We start from the raw sequence: 17,597 nt of genomic DNA, 5'->3' as shown, positions 1-17,597 counted from the left end.
AGAGCGTTGTCGAGTCGGACGGACGAAGATACCAAAACTGGAGCCTAACGGTGCCAATCCACAGAGATCGGAGGCCGCACACCCGAGATCCGAGACAGTTCATGTTCCGTTCGACCTTAGCGTACGATTTCGCACTGCTCCTGTCCTGCCCCCTATTTCCCGAAGTTTGCAGAATCGCAAAAACAGACGACAAAAACGATCGGTTTTCGATCGTTTGGAGGAGGCTGCCGAGGCAGCCTCCTCCAGGGTCCAGACGCTGCGGAGGATTTAGTAGTCTGGATTATCACGAAACTGCGGATCGTTGATGTCGTAGACGAAAGCGCCCGCATCGCGCTTGGCCATGTAGTCGTCATGGAAGAACGGCACCAGCTTGTCGCGATCGATATTGTCCTGATTGAAGGGGATGACGGACACGAACACAGCCTTCTTGTAGTCCTCGCCGGCGAAGTAGGCCTTGATCTGCTGATGGGCGATGTCGGCCTCGAGGGTCGCGGTTTCGTTCACATCCATGGTGATAAGGCCGTCCTCGACCCAATCCCAGGACTTTTCCTTGCCGTTCGAGGCGCCGAGCCAGTATTCGGACGGGTCGAGACCTGCCTCCTCGAAGGCCTGCAGCACGCCGGCCATCATCTCGTCATTGTGGACGTAGACGCCGTCGAAACCATCCGGGCCAAGGCTGGTAATCGCATCCTGCATCACCTTCTTGGCCGGGTCGGCGAACCAGCCGCCCGAACCCCAGAACACCACCTGCAGGTCTTCGCCGCCGGCACCCTTGACGCCGACATTCTCGGCGAGATTGCCGATATCCTTGCCCTGCTCGTCATAGGCCTTCAGGAAACCCTCGGTCTGGCCGGAGGCGGTGCCCTGACCGAGCTTGCCCTCGATCATAACAAGGCGCCCAACGCCGTGCTCCAGGGCCGACTCGCCGGCATATTCGCCGATCTTGACCCAGTCGTAGCCGGCAAAGCCGGCAAGACCCGGCTCGTTGGGTGGGTTATGCGTCAGGTGGAACTCGGGAATGCCGGCGTCATGGGCGAGTTTCAGCGTCCGCGATGTGGTTTCCGGCGAGTTCTGCACGACCAGAAGCGCGTCAACGCCCTGGGTAATGAAGTTCTCGACGGCGGCGATCTGTTCCGGCGCGGTGCCCTGGCCGACCACGTCAAGCACCGTCCAGCCCTGACGTTCAGCAAGGGTCCTGAACACCTCGTAACCGGCCTTGTAGAAGTCATCGGAGGCATCCATGTAGTAGCCGATGACCTTGTCTTCGGCCTGGGCTCCGATGGCCATGGTGCCGACGGCAATGGCCGTCATCAGCGAAAGTGTAAGCTTCTTCATTTTCCTTCTCCCTCTTGTGTTTGTGTTCCGCCCCTCGACGTCACACGGTTTGCTTCGGCCTTGCCGAAAGCATCTCCTGCCCTTGCTGGTTTGCCCCTCCGGTGGCTGCCGCGGCAGCCGCCCGTGCACTCGCCCTTTCCCGTTTCAGCGTCCGGTAGTCGGAAATACGCCGGGAAACGTCTCCGGCCGAGACGGCGATGATGATGATCAGTCCCTTGGCCAGGAACTGAACCTCCGAAGGCAGCCTCAGCATGTTCATGGCGTTGGCGATCGAGCCGAGGAATATGACGCCGATCAGCGTGCCGACGATGTTGCCCCGGCCCCCGGAAAGGGCCGTGCCGCCGATGACCACCATGGCGATGGTGTCGATTTCCAGGCCCTGTCCGAGGGTGATGATGCCGGTATTGATGCGCGCCAGCAGCATGGTGGCGCCGATACCCACCAGAAGACCCTGGATGCAGTAAACGGCAAGCTTCATGTTCTTGACGTCGATGCCGGCCAGGAAAGCGGCGCGCGGATTGGTGCCGACGGCATAGATGCGCCGCCCGAACTTCGTGTAGGTCAGCATCAGCCCGCCGATCAGCGCGACCAGGAAAAAGATCAGCACATAAGGCGGCACCCGAAGCGCCAGCCCGGTGATCGGGTCCCTCGCCCCTTCGATCAGGTTGGCGGTCAGGAAATCGAGCTCGCCCTTCATCACGACTTCACGTGAATTGGACAGGAGCAGCGCAATGCCCTGGAACGAGATCATGCCGCCAAGCGTGATGATGAACGGTTCGATGCGGGTGCGCGAGATGATGAAGCCCATAACCGCTTCCAAAACGATCGCCGCCGAGATTCCGAGCGCAATGGACGGCACGACGCCGAAACCCCAGCGCGAGATGCCGAGAGACACGACGATCGAGACCAGCGAGGCCAGCATGCCGACCGACAGGTCGATGCCGCCCGAAATCATCACCATGGTCATCGACACCGCGATGATGCCGGGCACGGCGACCTGCTGGAGGATGTTGAGGATGTTCACCGGGCTGATGAAAGTCGGATATTTGGAGAATCCCGAGGCGATCAACTGCCAAAGCACGATGATGAGTACAAAGCTCAAAAAGATCGAAAGCACGGTCAGGTTCTCGTGCCGCTTGAACAGCGACGTCTTGACGACCGGCGTGGAACTGGTGTTGTCGCGCGTGCTCACTCTTCCTGGTCTCCTATTGAAAGGGTGAGGATGTTCTCTTCGGTTATCTCCTCACCGGTCAGTTCCCCTGCGATCTCGCCCTTCTTGAAGACGATCACGCGATCACTCATCGAAATCACCTCCGGCATGTCGGAGGAGACCATCAGGATGGCCTTGCCCTCCTTCAACAGCTCGACCATCACCTTGTAGATTTCCTGCTTGGAGCCGACATCGACGCCGTGGGACGGCTCGTCGAAGATGAAGATCTCGCCCCCGGTGTTGAACCACTTGCCCAGCACCACCTTCTGCTGGTTTCCGCCGGACAGGTTGACGGCCCGGGTGCGGGCGTCCGGCGCCTTGATGTTCAACTGCCTGATGTATTTCTCGCCGACGGCCTCGTCTTCGCCGGGGCGCGCGATGAAGTTGCGCGTGTTCACCATATTGGCGACGGCGACATTCTCCGCGATGGTCTTTTGCAGGAACAGGCCGGTGTTCTGGCGGTCCTCGGTGATAAAGCACATCTTGTTGCGGATCGCCGCCTTCGGGCTCGAATGATGGACCTTTTTGCCGTTGATCAGAATGTCGCCATGAACGATCGGCGCGCTGCCGAACAACACCTCCATCAGTTCGGATCGTCCGGAACCGACCATGCCGGCAAAGCCGAGAATCTCGCCGCGGCGCAAGTCGAACGAGACATCCTTCACGCCGTTGCCGGTGACGTTGCGGACCGACAGCGCCACCTCGCCCGGTCGAATGCGCTCGCGCTCGTAGAAGGTCGAAGGGTCGCGTCCGACCATATCCTTGATCAGGGTCGATCTGGCGAGGCCGGAAATCGGATGGACGCTGACCTTGCGCCCGTCGCGCAGGACCGTCGCCCGGTCGCCGATCTCGAACACCTCGTCCAGGTGGTGCGAGATGTAGATGACGCCGATGCCGTTCTCTCGCACCGTCCTGACGATCTCGAGGACCGTGTCGATTTCCCTGGAGGAGAAGGAAGCCGTCGGCTCGTCGAGGATGACGAGGTTCGAATTGAACAGCACCGCCTTGGCGATCTCGACCACCTTCTGCTGGCCGCTGGTCAGATCGCGCATCTTCAGATCGGGCGACAAGTCGCTCTTCAGATATCTCAGAACCTTCTCGGCCTCCTTGCGCATCTGCTGGCGCTGCTGGAGGCCCCAGCGGGTGATCTCGGCGCCGGTGAAGATGTTCTCGGTGATCGAGAGGTCGTTGAAGACGATATGCTCCTGATAGATGGTGTGAATGCCCAGTTGCAGCGCCGAGCGCGGCGTCAGCGAAACCGGCTTGCCGTCAAACAGGATCTCGCCGCCTTCGTCTGGCTGGTGCGCACCGGAGAGGACCTTGATCAGCGTCGACTTGCCCGCGCCGTTCTCGCCGCACAGGCAGTGAACCTCGCCGCGCCTGACGTCGAAGGAAATGTCCTCCAGCGCCCGTACGCCCGGAAACGTCTTTGAAATGCGCGACAGACGCAGTATCTCGTCCATGGTCCCCTCCCTCGGCCGAACGATGGCTCATTCGCTGCCTCAGCGCCTCGTGAAGTCGGGCACCTTGACGATCTCCCCGCCCTTGAGCGCAGACTGGTGGGCGCAGATGCCGACCGCGGTCCAGTTGGCGGATTGCTCGACATTCGGGAACGGGTCGCGGTCCTCGAGGAGCGCATTGATGAACGCATTCACCAGGTGCGGATGCGAACCGCCGTGCCCGCCGCCCTGAACGAAACTGAGATGGTCCTCGTCGACGATGCCGCGGGTGAACTTCCGGATTTCCTCGGGCAGCCGGTGCGCATAGTCCGGCACCTCGACGCGCTCGGCGATCTCCGGCTCGGGCCTGTTTGCAGTGTGCAGCACCGGGTTCTCGTCGGTGATGAGCTGCCATTCGAAGCTCTTTTTCGAGCCGTAGACGTCGATCGACTCGCGGTACTGGCGCGCGGTGTCCCACAGGAAGCGCCAGACATGAGCGGCGACGTCGGAATCCCTGATCTTGATCTGGCAGGATTCGACGGCGAATTTCGAGCCGGAACGGGACGCGCACTCTTCGTTGATCGTGCCGGAGCCGAAACAGGAGACATAATCGGCCATGCCGTCAACCATGGCCATGAGCGGGGCCACGACATGGGTGGCGTAATGCATCGGCACCATGTCCTTCCAGTAGTCTGGCCAGCCCTCCATGTTCTGAGGGTGCGAAGCCTGCAGGTACTGGATCCTGCCCAGTTCGCCCTTGTCATAAAGTTCCTTGATGAACAGATATTCGCGCGCATAGACAACCGTTTCGGCCATCATGTATTTGAGCCCGGTCTCGCGCACGAGGTCGACGATCTCCCGGGCCTCGTCCAGCGTTGTCGCCATAGGAACGGTGCACATGACGTGCTTGCCGGCCTTCAGCGCGGCAATGGTCTGCGGCGCGTGATCGGGGATCGGGCTGTTGATATGCACGAAATCGACGTTCGGGTCGGTCAGCACGTCGCGGAAATCCGTGTACCGCGTCTCGATGCCGAACTGGTCGCCAACCTTGTTCAGCTTGGACTTTGAACGCTGGCAGATCGCCGTAACCTCGGCTTTCGGATGCGCCTGATAGATCGGAATGAATTCCGACCCGAAACCAAGCCCGATCAAACCAACTCTTGCCTTTTCCATGGTATCCCCCAGTTTCTCCTTGATCTGGATTATTGGGGATGCCGCAGTATTTGAGAATGAATATTTGCGCTAGATTTTTGATGTATTTGACCGAAATTATAGAACCATGAAACGCGTGGCGTAATATTGAACTAAATTGGAGTACTCCCACGGATAAACGGGCCGCTGCACTTTGTGCCGCAGCCGTCCTGTCAGTCCCAGCGTTTTCAGTCAGTCCGGCAATTTGGGCAAGGCGCGCCCCTTGACCTGTTCGCGGTATTCGCGCGGCGTCAGGCCGGTTTCCTTCTTGAAAAACACGCTCAGATATTCGGGGTGCTGAATGCCGAGCGCTTCGCTGATCTCGGACAGGGACATGTCCGTCTCCAGCAGAAGCTCCCTGACCGCATTCGTTCGCACGCGCAGGATCTCCTGGTGCGGGGTGCGATCGAGCGCCTTGCGGAAACGCGCTTCGAGCACGCGACGGGACAGCGGCACGATGTCCAGGATGTCCTCGACCCTGATATTCTTGTGGGCGTTTTTCCGGATGAAGGCGATGGCCTCGGCGACATGGCGGTCGCGCACGGTCAGCATATCGGTGGACACGCGCTTTCGCACCCCGAGCGGCTCCACCGAGTGCTTGCGCCCCGAAAGTTTTTCGCCAAGCATCAACCGGTCGAGAATTTCGGCGGCATAGGCCCCGGCGGCAAGTGAATTGGGAATAATGCTCGACATGGTCGGCGTGGTGATCTCGCACAGGAGCTCGTCATTATCGACGCCGACGATGGCGATATCCTCGGGCACCATGAACCCGTAATAGCGGCAGATCTCAACCAGTTGCTGTCCACAGGCGTCGTAGCACGCAAAGATGCCGACCGGCTTTGGCAGCGCGTTGAGCCACGCGCGGATCGGTTCGCGCTGGGTCCACCACCGCACGCGCGGCTCCTTGCGCTTCGGCAGGTTGTAGATCCGCGACCGGATGATATCGGGGTGGCCGAGAATGCGCTCGAAGGCGTGCTGACGCCAGATCGACCAATTGTAGAAGGGGTCGCCGAAAAAGGCGAAGTTCTGCAGCCCGCAATCGCGCAGATGGTTGAGAGCGAGATGCGTGATCGCCTCGTCATCGGTCTCGACCCAGGGAATGCCCTCGATCAGCCGGGCGGCGCTGACATCGACCGTGGGCACGTTCATCGCCTTGATGATCCGCGCCATCTGGTCGGTTTCGATGCGGGCTATGACGCCGTCGAATTTCCAGTTTCCGACAAAAGACTCGTCGATTTCGTGGCGGCCATGCTCGGTGAGATAGAGCGTCCAGCCGCGCCGCGTGCGGGCATATTCATGAATGCCGTGAAGAATGCCGCGCGCATAGCTGTTCGACGTTTCGATAATGAGTGCGATATTTCTCTCGTCCACCTTCCTCTCCCCTTCACGGCGCCACACAAGAGCACTTTTTCGCAGCGCGAAGCCGGATCATACAGTCCGGATCCGCGCGCTCCCAGCGAAATGGCAAGCGGTCAGCCGAACAGGTTGCGAAGGTAGTTTGCCCCGGCGCTGGCGAGTTCGTCCTGGGACGGAGCGAGCGGGCGCCAGATGGAGGCCGCCTTGGCGATCTCGACCGCGCCGGGCGTAAAGGACTCGATGACGAGGGCGCCGTCATATTCGATCTCGGCAAGCGCGTCGCGGATGCCTTTCCAGTCCTGGTGTCCGGAGCCGGGGATACCGCGGTCGTTCTCGCAGGCATGCACATGGACGAGCCGCTTGCCAGCGGCGCGGATCGCCTCGGGAATGCTCTTTTCCTCGATATTGGCGTGGAAGGTGTCGATATGGATGCCATAAGCGGAGCTGCCGACATCGTCGATCAGCGCCAGCGCCTGTTCGGTCAGGTTGACCATATCGCTTTCGAAACGGTTGAGCGGTTCGATCCCCACCGTGACGCCGGCGTCCATCGCCGCGCCCGCGATGTCCTGAAGGGTTTCGACGCACCACGCCCATTCCCGCTTCTTCTGGGCTTCGGGCACCATACGGGTCTTGCCGACGGCGGAATAGACCGGGCCGGAGAACAGCGTGCTGCCGACGGCCTCAGTGAACGCGATGCTTGAGCGAATGTAGTTCGCGCCGTTCGCGCGGATCGCCGCATCCTCGCTCGCTATGTCCCGTGTCGGGCCAAAGGCGCCGCAAACCGTGATCGCAAGGCCGTTGTCGGCAGCAGCTTTCCGAAGCAAAGGCGCATCGATGAGGCCGGGGTCATCAAGCGCAACCTCGAGCACGTCGAAGCCCATCCTGCCGATCTTCGGGATGAGGTCAAAATCGGCCGTCGTGAATGGCGACGTCCAGACCCAGGTGTTCACACCGATCTTCATGGTTCGCTCCTCCTCCAAGCAACACCCTACAGCGGTCGCGCGGATTTCCGCGTCGTTATTGTTAGGCTGGCATTGTCGTGCAGCAGCGCGCCGGCGTGAAGGAGCATTCGCGCGAGATTTGTGAGATATTTGACCGCCGCACCGCATGAGGAGGTTATATATTTTTCGATCTACTGAGCATTTTCTGCGCGCGAACCATCGATCCACGGCCTATTACAACCGGAGGAAAAACACAGCGGTCCCGTTGCCTGAATAGATGCGACGGCTGAGCGCTTTGGACACGAGGAAGTGAAGATGGAACAAACACGCGCCGTTCATTTTCCGACCGCGACCGCGCAAGAAGAAGCGAGCCATGTCGACGATTCGACATGGCTCGCCACTCTATCAGTCGCGCTTGGCTGTCCAGCCCTTATAGCTGTCGATGTTGTCAGCCGTGATGAGCTCGGGTTCAAGCAGAACCGTAGTCTCCTCGATCTCCTCGCCGTTGAAGAACTTGTAACCAAGTTCCAGTGCCTCGCCTGCCATCACATAGGGGTCCTGCGATGCGGAAGCCTTGAGGAGCGAGTTGGGGTCCTTCAATGATTTCTCGGTGTCCGGCGCACCGTCGACACCGGTAATGATGACATCACGACCAAGCTGCTTGGCTGCAAGCTGGGCGCCGAGTGCCATCGGGTCATTCGCGCCGAAGACAGCGTCGAGATCGGAATAACGGGTCAGCAGCCCCTGCATCACGTTCATGCCGCCTTCGCGAGCCGCGCCGCCATTCTGGTCGTTGGAGACGACATTGATGCCGTCATTGGCCTCAAATACGTCCATGCAGCCGGTAAACCGGTCGTTCAGCGACGACGAGGAAGGGCCTTTGATGATGGCGACATTGCCTTTGCCGTTGAGCGCATCGACGATGTACTGGCAGGCTTTCTCGCCGGCGGCGATATTGTCCGTCATGACCGTGACATCAGCGCCAGGCGCTGACACGTCAAAGGCCGCAACGGTTATCCCCGCTTTCTTCGCACGCTGCACCGCAGGCGCAATCGCAGTGTCGTCAACCGCATTCAGCATGATGATGTCCACGCCCTTTGCGATGAAGCTGTCGATTTGGCTAACCTGCTTATTGAGGTCGTAATCGGCGGAAACCGATGTGATTTCAACATCCGGGTTGATTTCGCGGGCGCGATCCTCAATGCCCTGGATGGTTGCGACGAAGAAGGGGTTCCCCAGAAGACCGACGGAAATGCCGATGCTGTTCAGGGGCTTGTCTTCAGCCTGGGCGGAAAGGCTGCCGGCCGTTATGGCAAGCGCTGCAGCTCCGGCAAAAAGAATCTTTTTCGAAATGCGCATATAGTCATCCTCCACTTTGGTTTTTTTCAGGTTTTCTGGCACGGGTCAGGTCGTGCCGGAACTCTTGCCGCGGAACCGATCAAGCGTCACGGCGGCAATGATCACGAGGCCTTTGATGATGAACTGCCAGATATCGGACGTTCCTGTCAGAATGAGGCCGTTCGAAAGGACAGCGATGATCAGCGCACCGATCAACGTACCCCAAATAGAGCCGACGCCACCGACGAAGCTCGTTCCTCCCAGAATGACGGCGGCGATCGCATCAAGCTCGTAGGATTGACCGAGTTGAAGACCATTGGCAGCATAAAGGCGGGCGGCGGACATGACGCCGCCGAGACCGGCCATCAGGCCGGAGAAGCCATAGACGAATAGCAAGACGACCGGAACCTTGATGCCCGTCAGCCGTGCAGCCTCCTGATTTCCGCCCACGGCATAAATCCAGGTGCCGAGAACGGTACGGCGGAGAATGAACCAAGACACGAGAATGACGGCCAGCGCCAGCAAAGCGAGAATGGGCACGCCGAAGATATCCCCGTTGCCGATAATCGCGAACGGTAAATCTCCGTTAAAGACGGTCGTGTCATTACCCATCAGCCGCGCAACCCCACGCACCGCTGTTAATGATCCAAGGGTCACGATGAAGGGCGGCAGCTGCAACAAGGAGACAAGCGCGCCGTTGGCAAGCCCGAAGACCAGGCCAAGACCTAGCCCCCCCGGCACGCCGAGCCAACCAAGTTCCGGCATCAGCGAAAAAATCACCGCTGCCATGGCGGACGCTGCTAGGATGGAACCAACCGAAAGGTCGATGCCGCCTGTCAGGATCACGAAGGTCATGCCCGCTGCCAGCACGATGTTGATCGATGCCTGCTGCAGCACGATCGACAGGTTGTTGACGGCAAGGAATTTGCCAGTCAGCAACTGAAACCCGATTGCAAGCAGGATCAGCACCGGCAGCATGCCTACCGTCTTTGCCAATGCGCTGACATTCAGGGATCTGCGTCCTGACGATCCGCTCCCGGCTTCTCTCATACTCGTCTCCCCGGCCTTTCGGCCTTCCCGCTTCAGGCGGCCGCCCGTGTTCCGGTCGACAACCGCATGATTGCTTCCTGCTCGATAGGCTTGCCGGCAGCGGACCTGACCTCACCTGCAATACTGCCCTCGCGCATAACGATTGCACGGTCTGCCACGTTGATGATTTCCGGCAATTCGCTGGAGATCATGATGATGGCAAGTCCCTGCCCCGCCAGTTCATCAATGATCCTATAGATCTCCGATTTCGCCCCGACATCGACACCACGCGTCGGCTCATCCAGAATGATGACCTTGGGGTGCACTTCCAACAGCCGGCCAAGCAGCACCTTTTGCTGGTTGCCGCCCGAAAGCGATCCGACATTCGCGAACGGCGAATGCGCGCGGATGGAAAGCGCCTCGAACTGATGCTTCGCTCGATCGCGTGCCGCACGAAAATTACGAATGCCGCCCGGACCGGAATCCTTCCCCATCACGCTGACGTTGATGTTGTCGGCAATCGTCATATCAAGAAAAAGACCAAGCTGCTTGCGGTCTTCGGTCAGGTAGACGATGCCCTCGGCAAGAGCTGCCCCGGGGCTGTGCGGCGTCACTTCGCGACCGTTCAGGAAAACCTTACCGGCACTTGCCTTGTCGGCGCCGTAGATCAGACGCGCCAGTTCCGTGCGGCCTGACCCGACAAGCCCTGCAATACCGAGAACCTCGCCCTTACGCACGCGGAAGGAGCAGTCTTTCACCTTGGACCCGGCGCTCATGTTCTGCACCTCGAGAATGACCTCGGTATCTTCGCCGTAGTCGACATGTTCCTTGGTATAGAAAGATGAAAGCTCGCGGCCGACCATCATCGAAATCAGGCGCTCCGCGCTCAGTTCGTTGCGCTCAAGCGTGCCGATATAGTGGCCGTCGCGCAGCACCGAGCATCGGTCGGAAAGCCGGTAGATTTCATCCATGCGGTGGCTGATATAAATGATGGCGATGCCATCTGCCTTCAGTGCGGCAATCACATCGAACAGGCGCTCCGTCTCGTGACTCGAAAGCGAGGTGGTCGGCTCGTCCATGACAATGATGCGGGCATTGGCGGACATGGCGCGCGCGATCTCCACCAACTGCCGTTCGCCAAGCGACAGATGACCAACAATCGTCGACGGAGAAAAGTCAACGCCAAGCCGCTTCAGAATAGGCCTTGTCGCGGCCCGCATTTCGGCACGATCGACGATACCTGCCCGCGCACGCTCCGCTCCCAGAAAGATATTTTCGGCAACTGTCAGATTGGGCGCAAGCGACAGTTCCTGGTAGATCACCGCCACGCCACGCGCCTTGGCCGCTTTCGGGTTGCCGGTCGGCATTGCTTCTCCGCCAACCAGAATAGAGCCGCCCTTGTCCGGGACATAAGCACCGGAAAGAATTTTCATCAGGGTGGATTTGCCCGCGCCGTTCTCGCCCATGAGCGCATGAACCTCACCGCCATACGCGGTCATCGCAACATCGGAAAGCGCCTTCACCGGACCAAAGGTCTTTGAGATGGCCTCCATTTGAAGAAGCGGGGATGCCTTCATGAAAGCACCTGTAAGCGTCCTGCTGCGTGCTTGCTGCAAAGAGAACATGGGGGGTGCGAGAAGAAAGCGTAGTTTGTCGAACTGGGCATCACTTGAAGTCCGTCCTCCCTTACGGAATCTCACGATGTCATTTTACCTCACGAGCGTTACCGCAGATCTAGCTCAATTTCAAATCGAAGCATTGGCCTACGTCACGCAAGGCTATCACAGGCTCGCATCCACCCAGCGAGCTGGCACCTAGGATTGCTGTAAGAAAATGCTTGGTATCAAAGGTCTTGAAGGGATATGTTCCTGCGCCCCGTTGTTTCTCTTGTGTAGCGACATTGATTTGTTAATTTTTACAAAATATTGCGCTCCGAAATGAACGGCATTGGGCCGAAGGCAGATTGACGATGTCATTCGGTGTGGTTTCGGGACCTCGCAAACTTTAATATTCCAAGGTCTTAAAGCGCCGACCAGCATCGAACGCCTTCGCAGATTTACATTTAAGCTTCTACTGCAATAAAGTTTTGAACAAGAGCGGTAATAAAAGCAAAGCGAAAACAAAGATGAGGAAACAAACCAGCCAAAGGGGCCAGCGCCGATTGTAAACAGGCGTATCACGGCCGCACCGACCACAGAACGACCTCCCGAAACGCAATTTATGACCGCAAGAACAGACGAAGAGGCGCAAAGCCCTCCTGTTCGAGCGGCCGGATCTGGAAGGCTGAAATCTGTCGTTGAAAGTCATTTTTGTGATAGGGCCGTCAAGGTTTGGCAGTAGCTGCGAATTTTTCCTGCGAATTCAAAGAAAAGGACACGGCCGAGGCACCGCACCGGTCGGACGCCAGCCAAACCGCGAGCACCTCGAAAAAGCGCGCCCTCTCCTCTTTGCGGTAGCTGGCATTTCACATCTCCGGTCCCGTGGGCTCTCCATGAGCATTCGCAATCGCTGCCCATCGGATCCACATTCTGACTAACGGAAGAAAAACACCTTGTATCGCTCGAACGTCCTTAATTATGTGTCGAACGTCCTGAAATGACATTCTCCGGCACTGCGCCGGTCCGTCTCAGAGGCGCGTATACCAGTCGGACCAGATATATTTGGATGCGGCGGCGTTTGGGGAGAGCGCGGCGCCCACAAGCGGCTGGCGCTTGGCTTCGCCCGGCGTCATTCCGTATTGCCGGCGAAAAGCCTTAATGAAGGCGCTCTCGGATTGGAACCCCACCGACGTAGCGACGATGTTGATCTTGGGTTGCGGCGCCAGCGGATCGGTAAGCTTCTGATAAGCCGCCGCCAGACGTCGCTGACGCACGAAGGCGGCGACGCCACCATGCGGTTCGAAGTGGGCATAGAGCCGGGAGCGCGACATCCCGAACCGTGCAGAGATGTCCTCCACCGTGAGTTTGTCGCTATCGAGGTTGTTGTCGATATGCTGGCGCACCTCCTGCATCAAACTCTTTCGCAGCAAGGTCTTCTGGTCGCCGGTGAGGTCCCTGCCGCCGTTGATGACAGCAGCGAGGAAATGGACGAGCGCCGAAAAAACCTGCGGCCCGTCCTCCGCCTTCATGGTAGGCGCGATGCGATAGACATCCATAACATGAGAACGGAAAAGGCGGGCGAGCGGAATGTCGCCGCGGACGCGACGATAGTGCTGTCCGTCCGGATCATGCAGCAACGGAGCGAGCCTGCTGCGCGGAATGGCGAGCGCCATGAGGTCAAAGTCCTCATTGACGGTGTCGAGGGGTTCGGTGTTATCGAAAATACAGATGTCGCCGGCATCAAGCGTGATATCGCCGCCCGGCGCGCGGGCATGGCACCGCCCTTTTCGGAATATCTGAACCATGTAGTTGTCGATGCCGTCTCGGCCGATCTGGGCACGGCTGCGCGAGAAGGGCTGTTCAACGCTTATACAGCGACCTAGTGTCCCGATCCCCAGCATGAAGCTATTCATGTCGACCCGAAACGGACGCCTGAACGCGTCGTCACGAGTGGGTACGTAAAGCTGACTAATGGCTTCCCGCCACTGTCCGTAATCGGTGCTAGAGAACGAATCGCGTGGGATCAAATCCTCACCGATTGGCCCGGTTCTGGTCTCTTCTGGCAAAAAAGTCTCCCTATGGAAGCAGTACTGCCGACACCTATTTTCTTCTCGTAGCTTGACGAAAGATAAGCTGAAGCGCAAGTAGCCTCGGCGGCGGGCCTGCCCATCACTGCCCCTTGGTTTCGTCTTCCGCTCGCTGGATCACCTGGAAGCGCAATATGTCGCTGTTCGCACTCCCAAACAGCGATACGTCCTTGAAGAAGGTTGCTTTGACGTACCTTTCGAAACAACCGCTTGACACTCTGAGCTGTGTCCGCGGTCTGCGGATTTTCAACGTTCGGCGCAGCCACGAACACGCATGCAGGCTCGACAACTGCAACAAAACCCGGCCGGATCAGAACCTTGTTACGAAGCTGAGGTTGAAGCGGTTGGCATCGCCATCTGCATTGCTGGCGCCATGGGCGTATTCGAGCGTGAGGCTGCCGTCATAGGGGCTGTCGATCTCGGCGGCGGCGAAGCGCACGCCGACGCCGAAGGCGCCCGCGCGGGTGATCTCGTCTTCCAGCACGGTCGGCTGTTCGAGCCTGGCGATGCCACCTGCGGCAAACACGTAGGGGTTTGCCGAAATTGCAAAGCCGGTATGGCTTTCAAACGGCCGGAACGTGTTCGGATAGGCAAATTCGGCGCGCATGGCCGCGCCGGTATCCGCCTCGATCTCACTCACCATATAGGCCGAGACCCAGTTGAGCCCGCCAAGGCCCATCTGTTCCGACGAGGCCAGCGGCTTGCCGAACGAGGTCTGCGCCTTGGCTGTCAGCGACAGATTGAAGAGATCGCCGAGTGGCTGAAGATAGCTACCCTCGGCCTTCAGCCTCTGGAAATCCGGCTCCGCGCCATCGCGCGACATCGGCAGTGCCGCCGTCGGCTGATAGGCCCCAAGCCCGTCGAGACCGAGCGACAGCGTCGCCGAGCCCGCAACCCTTGCGCCGGAGGTGAAGAAATAATCGCCGGACTGGGTCAGCCGGATCACCCGCAGCCGGTCCAGCGTGAACGGCGTGGTAAGCACAGGCGACCTGAATGTCTGCTCCTCATCGACAATATCGAAGCTGATGGTGGTCGACGCATTGGCGGCGCGGCTTCTCAGCCAGTCATATCCGAGATTGGTCGAAAGCCGCTGGTAATGGTCGGGCAGGTCATAACCAAGCCCGGTATCGGAACGCGTGCGGCTGTCGACGCCCTCGACATTGAGCCAGACGCCGTTGGTGCCCATTGGCAGGGTGAAGCCGGCCACGATCTGGCGGTTGCGCGGATCGTCGGAGAAAAAATTGCCCTCCGAGAAGCCCGGCCAGCCGCCGACCTGCAGATAGCCGACCTCGCCGAGGCCCAGGAGATTGTTGAAATTGACGCCGGCGCTGATCGAATAGTCGCCAAGCTCTTCCGTCAGGTCATTGGCAACGCCGATAAAGCCGGTCACCGGATCGTAACGGCCGGAAAGCGCCAGCAGCGTGCCGCCGGGCGTATCCCCGCGCTTCAGGGTGGACGTCATGTCATAGCCGGGCGTGTCTCCGGCCAGAAGCAGACGGCGCTCGATTTCCTTCTCGCTCGGGTTCTCGGCATCGACCAGCGGCGCCATCACTGCGTCCACCCGGCGCTGCACGGTCTCTGGCAGAGCGGCGGTATCGACGCCTTCGACATAGCCTGAGCTGACCACCAGTTTCAGCTCCTGCCCATCCTCGATCGTCTGCGGCGGCAGCGATACGCGCACCAGCGGATAGCCGGCGCGGATATAGGCAAGCTCGAGCTCGTTTGCGGCCCTGAACAGGTCTGCTGCGCTCACCCGCTTGTCGGTGAACTCCGCCTCAATGCGCGCGGTCTCGCCGGCAAGGGCCGGCAGGCCGCCTTCGATATCGAGGCCAGAGGGCGTGACGAACAGCTGATCCGCCCCTTCCGGCGCTTCCTGCCCCGTCGATTGCGGCAGGACAAGCCCGCCGCTTGGCTGACGGATCACGGGCGGGGCATAGGAGGGCTCGACCACCTGGCCGGCGGTCTGCGCATAAGCGGCCCCCGTCTGGAGCGTGCCGAGCACAAGCACGCCTGCCAGCGCCGCGGCGTTCATCGAAATTCTCATCCAGTCCCACTCCAGCATAAAAGTCCACGCCCGCTTCGCGGGCTATTTATTCATCCGTCGATCCCGTTACTGGCAGACAATCAGCGTCTGCGCGCCCATCCCGCAAAGGGCAACCGAAACCACCGATGGATCCGTCAAGATCAACGGGTTGCTCTGGTTCTGCGAGCCGCCGAAAGCCATTTGCGTTGCCGGTCCCGCAAAGCCGCCTGGGCCAAACTGAGCCTCCGGAAGCGGCAGACTGCCCGCGACCGCCGGCGCAGGGATCGAGAGAACCTCGAGTTCGCCCGGCACGAAGGTGATGGCATAATTGGGGTTCTGCGCATCCGTCAGGCTGCCCGCCGTAATCGCATAGACGCCAACCGGCGCATCGGCCGGCGCGCCGGCGCTTTCAAGCGTGCCCGAGAGCGCGTCACCATTGACGAGATTGCCCGCGCTGACGAACCAGGTGAACGCGCCGGCCGGGAATCCGACTTCCTTGTCCGCATCATTGGCGGTCACGGTCACCGCGCGCGGCGTGACGGCAAGCGTGTTGCCCTCATAGCTGATCGCGTAATTGCCATTGGCGGCATCGGTCACCGAGCCTTGCGAAATCGCATAGGAGCCGACATCCGCAAGACCGGATACGCCGGCGCTTTCAAGCTCGCCCGAAAGGCTATCGCCATTGGCAAGCCCCATGCCGCCGACCGTGTAGCTCAACAGCCCGAGATCGCCATAGGTCTTGGCGGCGGCATTGGCCGCAACCGTGATCGCACGGCGCTGGACCGTCATCGACCCGGCCACATAGCTGATGTCGTAATTGCCCGCGGCAGCACCGGAAAGCGCGCCACCCGAAGCGGCGGTGCTATAGCCCGCCCCGACATCGGAAGAAGAGGTCGCATCCGTGGCCACGACAACCCCGGAAAGCAGCGACCCGTTCTGGCCGTTCTTCCAGCCCGAAACCGCGTAGCCGATCGTCGGCAGGGCATCACCGTAGATCATCGAGCCGTTATTGGCCGTGACCGTCAGCAGCGCCTTGTTGACCGTCAACGTACCCTTGTCGTAGCTGATCACGTAGTTCGAAAGACCCTTGCCCGTCGCGCCGCCGGCGATGATATCGTAACTTCCGACATCAGCTTCGGCATCCGCGCCCAGGCTCTTTTCGGAAACGGCGGACACGCTGTCGCCATTGACGAGCCCGGTGGTCGTGAAGCCGGTCAGGCTGGCCGTATCGCCATAGGTCTTGACCACATCCGATGCCGTTACCGTCAAGGCCCGCGGCGTCACAGCGAAACTGCCATCAACATAGTCGAGCGTGTAATTGCCGAAGGCCGCGCCGGACAGTTCCCCGCCAGCGGCAAACGTGGAATATGTGCTGCCGACATTGGAGATCGAGCTCGCATTCGTGGCAACGTTCACCCCGGTCAGAAGCGCATCGTCCTGTCCGTTTCTCCAGCCGCTGACAGAGTAGCCGATCGTCGGCACGGCATCACCGTAGATCATCGAGCCATTATCGGCCGTGACCGTCAGCGTGGCCTTGTTGACCGTCAATGTGCCGTCGACATAGTTGATCTTGTAGTTCAAAAGACCCGAGCCCGTCGCGTCCGAGGCAACAATGTCATAGGAGGCGGCATTGGCGGTGGCCGCTCTGCCAACGCTCGTCAGGTCTACGGCGTTCACCTCGTCACCGTTGACAAGGCCATTGACGGAATAACCGGTCAGGCTGGCGACATCGCCGTAAGTCTTTGACGCGTCCTTGGCCGTGATCTTCAGGGCACGCGGGGTAACCGAGAAGCTGCCGTCCACGTAATCCAGCGTGTAATTGCCGGATGCATTTCCGGAAAGCGTTCCTCCGGAAGCCGTCGTCTTATAGCCTGTGCCAACATCCGACGTCGAAAACGCATCGGCGGTGACGCCGATGTCCGTCAGAAGCGCATCGGACTGACCGTTCTTCCATCCGGTCACCGTGTAACCGATCGTCGGAACAGCATCGCCATAGATCATCGAGCCGCTATTGGCTGTGACCGTCAGCGCGGCCTTCTTGACCTCGAAC

The 17,597-nt window shown here is 59.8% G+C and carries 12 protein-coding genes; all 12 read right to left on the bottom strand.

Going from position 1 to position 17,597, the window contains the following annotated elements:
* Positions 1 to 267: 267 nt before the first annotated feature.
* Positions 268 to 1,335, bottom strand: a complete 1,068-nt coding sequence (locus tag GGR30_RS17840) for a sugar ABC transporter substrate-binding protein (protein WP_183488997.1) — start codon at positions 1,333 to 1,335, stop codon at positions 268 to 270.
* Positions 1,336 to 1,375: 40 nt separating this feature from the next.
* Positions 1,376 to 2,527 carry an ABC transporter permease subunit gene (locus tag GGR30_RS17835; RefSeq protein ID WP_183488994.1) on the bottom strand — a complete coding sequence of 384 codons (1,152 nt, stop codon included), beginning with the start codon at positions 2,525 to 2,527 and terminating at the stop codon, positions 1,376 to 1,378.
* Positions 2,524 to 4,008, bottom strand: a complete 1,485-nt coding sequence (locus tag GGR30_RS17830; protein WP_183488991.1) for a sugar ABC transporter ATP-binding protein — start codon at positions 4,006 to 4,008, stop codon at positions 2,524 to 2,526. Before GGR30_RS17830 ends, GGR30_RS17835 begins: the two co-directional genes overlap by 4 nt.
* 39 nt (positions 4,009 to 4,047) lie before the next feature.
* Positions 4,048 to 5,157: a Gfo/Idh/MocA family protein gene (locus tag GGR30_RS17825; RefSeq protein ID WP_183488988.1), complete on the bottom strand. Its 1,110-nt coding sequence runs from the start codon at positions 5,155 to 5,157 to the stop codon at positions 4,048 to 4,050.
* 210 nt (positions 5,158 to 5,367) lie between these two features.
* Positions 5,368 to 6,546: a substrate-binding domain-containing protein gene (locus GGR30_RS17820; RefSeq protein WP_183488985.1), complete on the bottom strand. Its 1,179-nt coding sequence runs from the start codon at positions 6,544 to 6,546 to the stop codon at positions 5,368 to 5,370.
* Positions 6,547 to 6,647: 101 nt separating this feature from the next.
* Positions 6,648 to 7,493 carry a sugar phosphate isomerase/epimerase family protein gene (locus GGR30_RS17815; RefSeq protein WP_183488982.1) on the bottom strand — a complete coding sequence of 282 codons (846 nt, stop codon included), beginning with the start codon at positions 7,491 to 7,493 and terminating at the stop codon, positions 6,648 to 6,650.
* Positions 7,494 to 7,877: 384 nt separating this feature from the next.
* Positions 7,878 to 8,831, bottom strand: a complete 954-nt coding sequence (locus GGR30_RS17810; RefSeq protein ID WP_183488979.1) for an ABC transporter substrate-binding protein — start codon at positions 8,829 to 8,831, stop codon at positions 7,878 to 7,880.
* A gap of 45 nt (positions 8,832 to 8,876) precedes the next feature.
* A complete protein-coding gene (locus GGR30_RS17805; protein WP_183488976.1) occupies positions 8,877 to 9,860 on the bottom strand; it encodes an ABC transporter permease subunit in 984 nt (327 codons plus the stop codon).
* 32 nt (positions 9,861 to 9,892) lie between these two features.
* Positions 9,893 to 11,416, bottom strand: a complete 1,524-nt coding sequence (locus tag GGR30_RS17800; RefSeq protein ID WP_183488973.1) for a sugar ABC transporter ATP-binding protein — start codon at positions 11,414 to 11,416, stop codon at positions 9,893 to 9,895.
* Between the two features lie 1,049 nt (positions 11,417 to 12,465).
* The gene (locus GGR30_RS17795) at positions 12,466 to 13,503 is read right to left on the bottom strand and encodes a helix-turn-helix domain-containing protein (RefSeq protein ID WP_183488970.1); all 1,038 of its coding nucleotides are present in this window, start codon (positions 13,501 to 13,503) and stop codon (positions 12,466 to 12,468) included.
* A gap of 331 nt (positions 13,504 to 13,834) precedes the next feature.
* Positions 13,835 to 15,568 carry a ShlB/FhaC/HecB family hemolysin secretion/activation protein gene (locus GGR30_RS17790; protein WP_183488967.1) on the bottom strand — a complete coding sequence of 578 codons (1,734 nt, stop codon included), beginning with the start codon at positions 15,566 to 15,568 and terminating at the stop codon, positions 13,835 to 13,837.
* 66 nt (positions 15,569 to 15,634) lie between these two features.
* The coding region (locus GGR30_RS17785) for an MBG-2 domain-containing protein (RefSeq protein WP_183488964.1) at positions 15,635 to 17,597 on the bottom strand (1,963 nt) is incomplete at its 5' end.

The organism is Martelella radicis (assembly GCF_014196625.1).
Classification (GTDB): domain Bacteria; phylum Pseudomonadota; class Alphaproteobacteria; order Rhizobiales; family Rhizobiaceae; genus Martelella; species Martelella radicis.
Note: the sequence above shows the minus strand (reverse complement) of the source record. Positions and strands in the feature narration are given on the sequence as shown.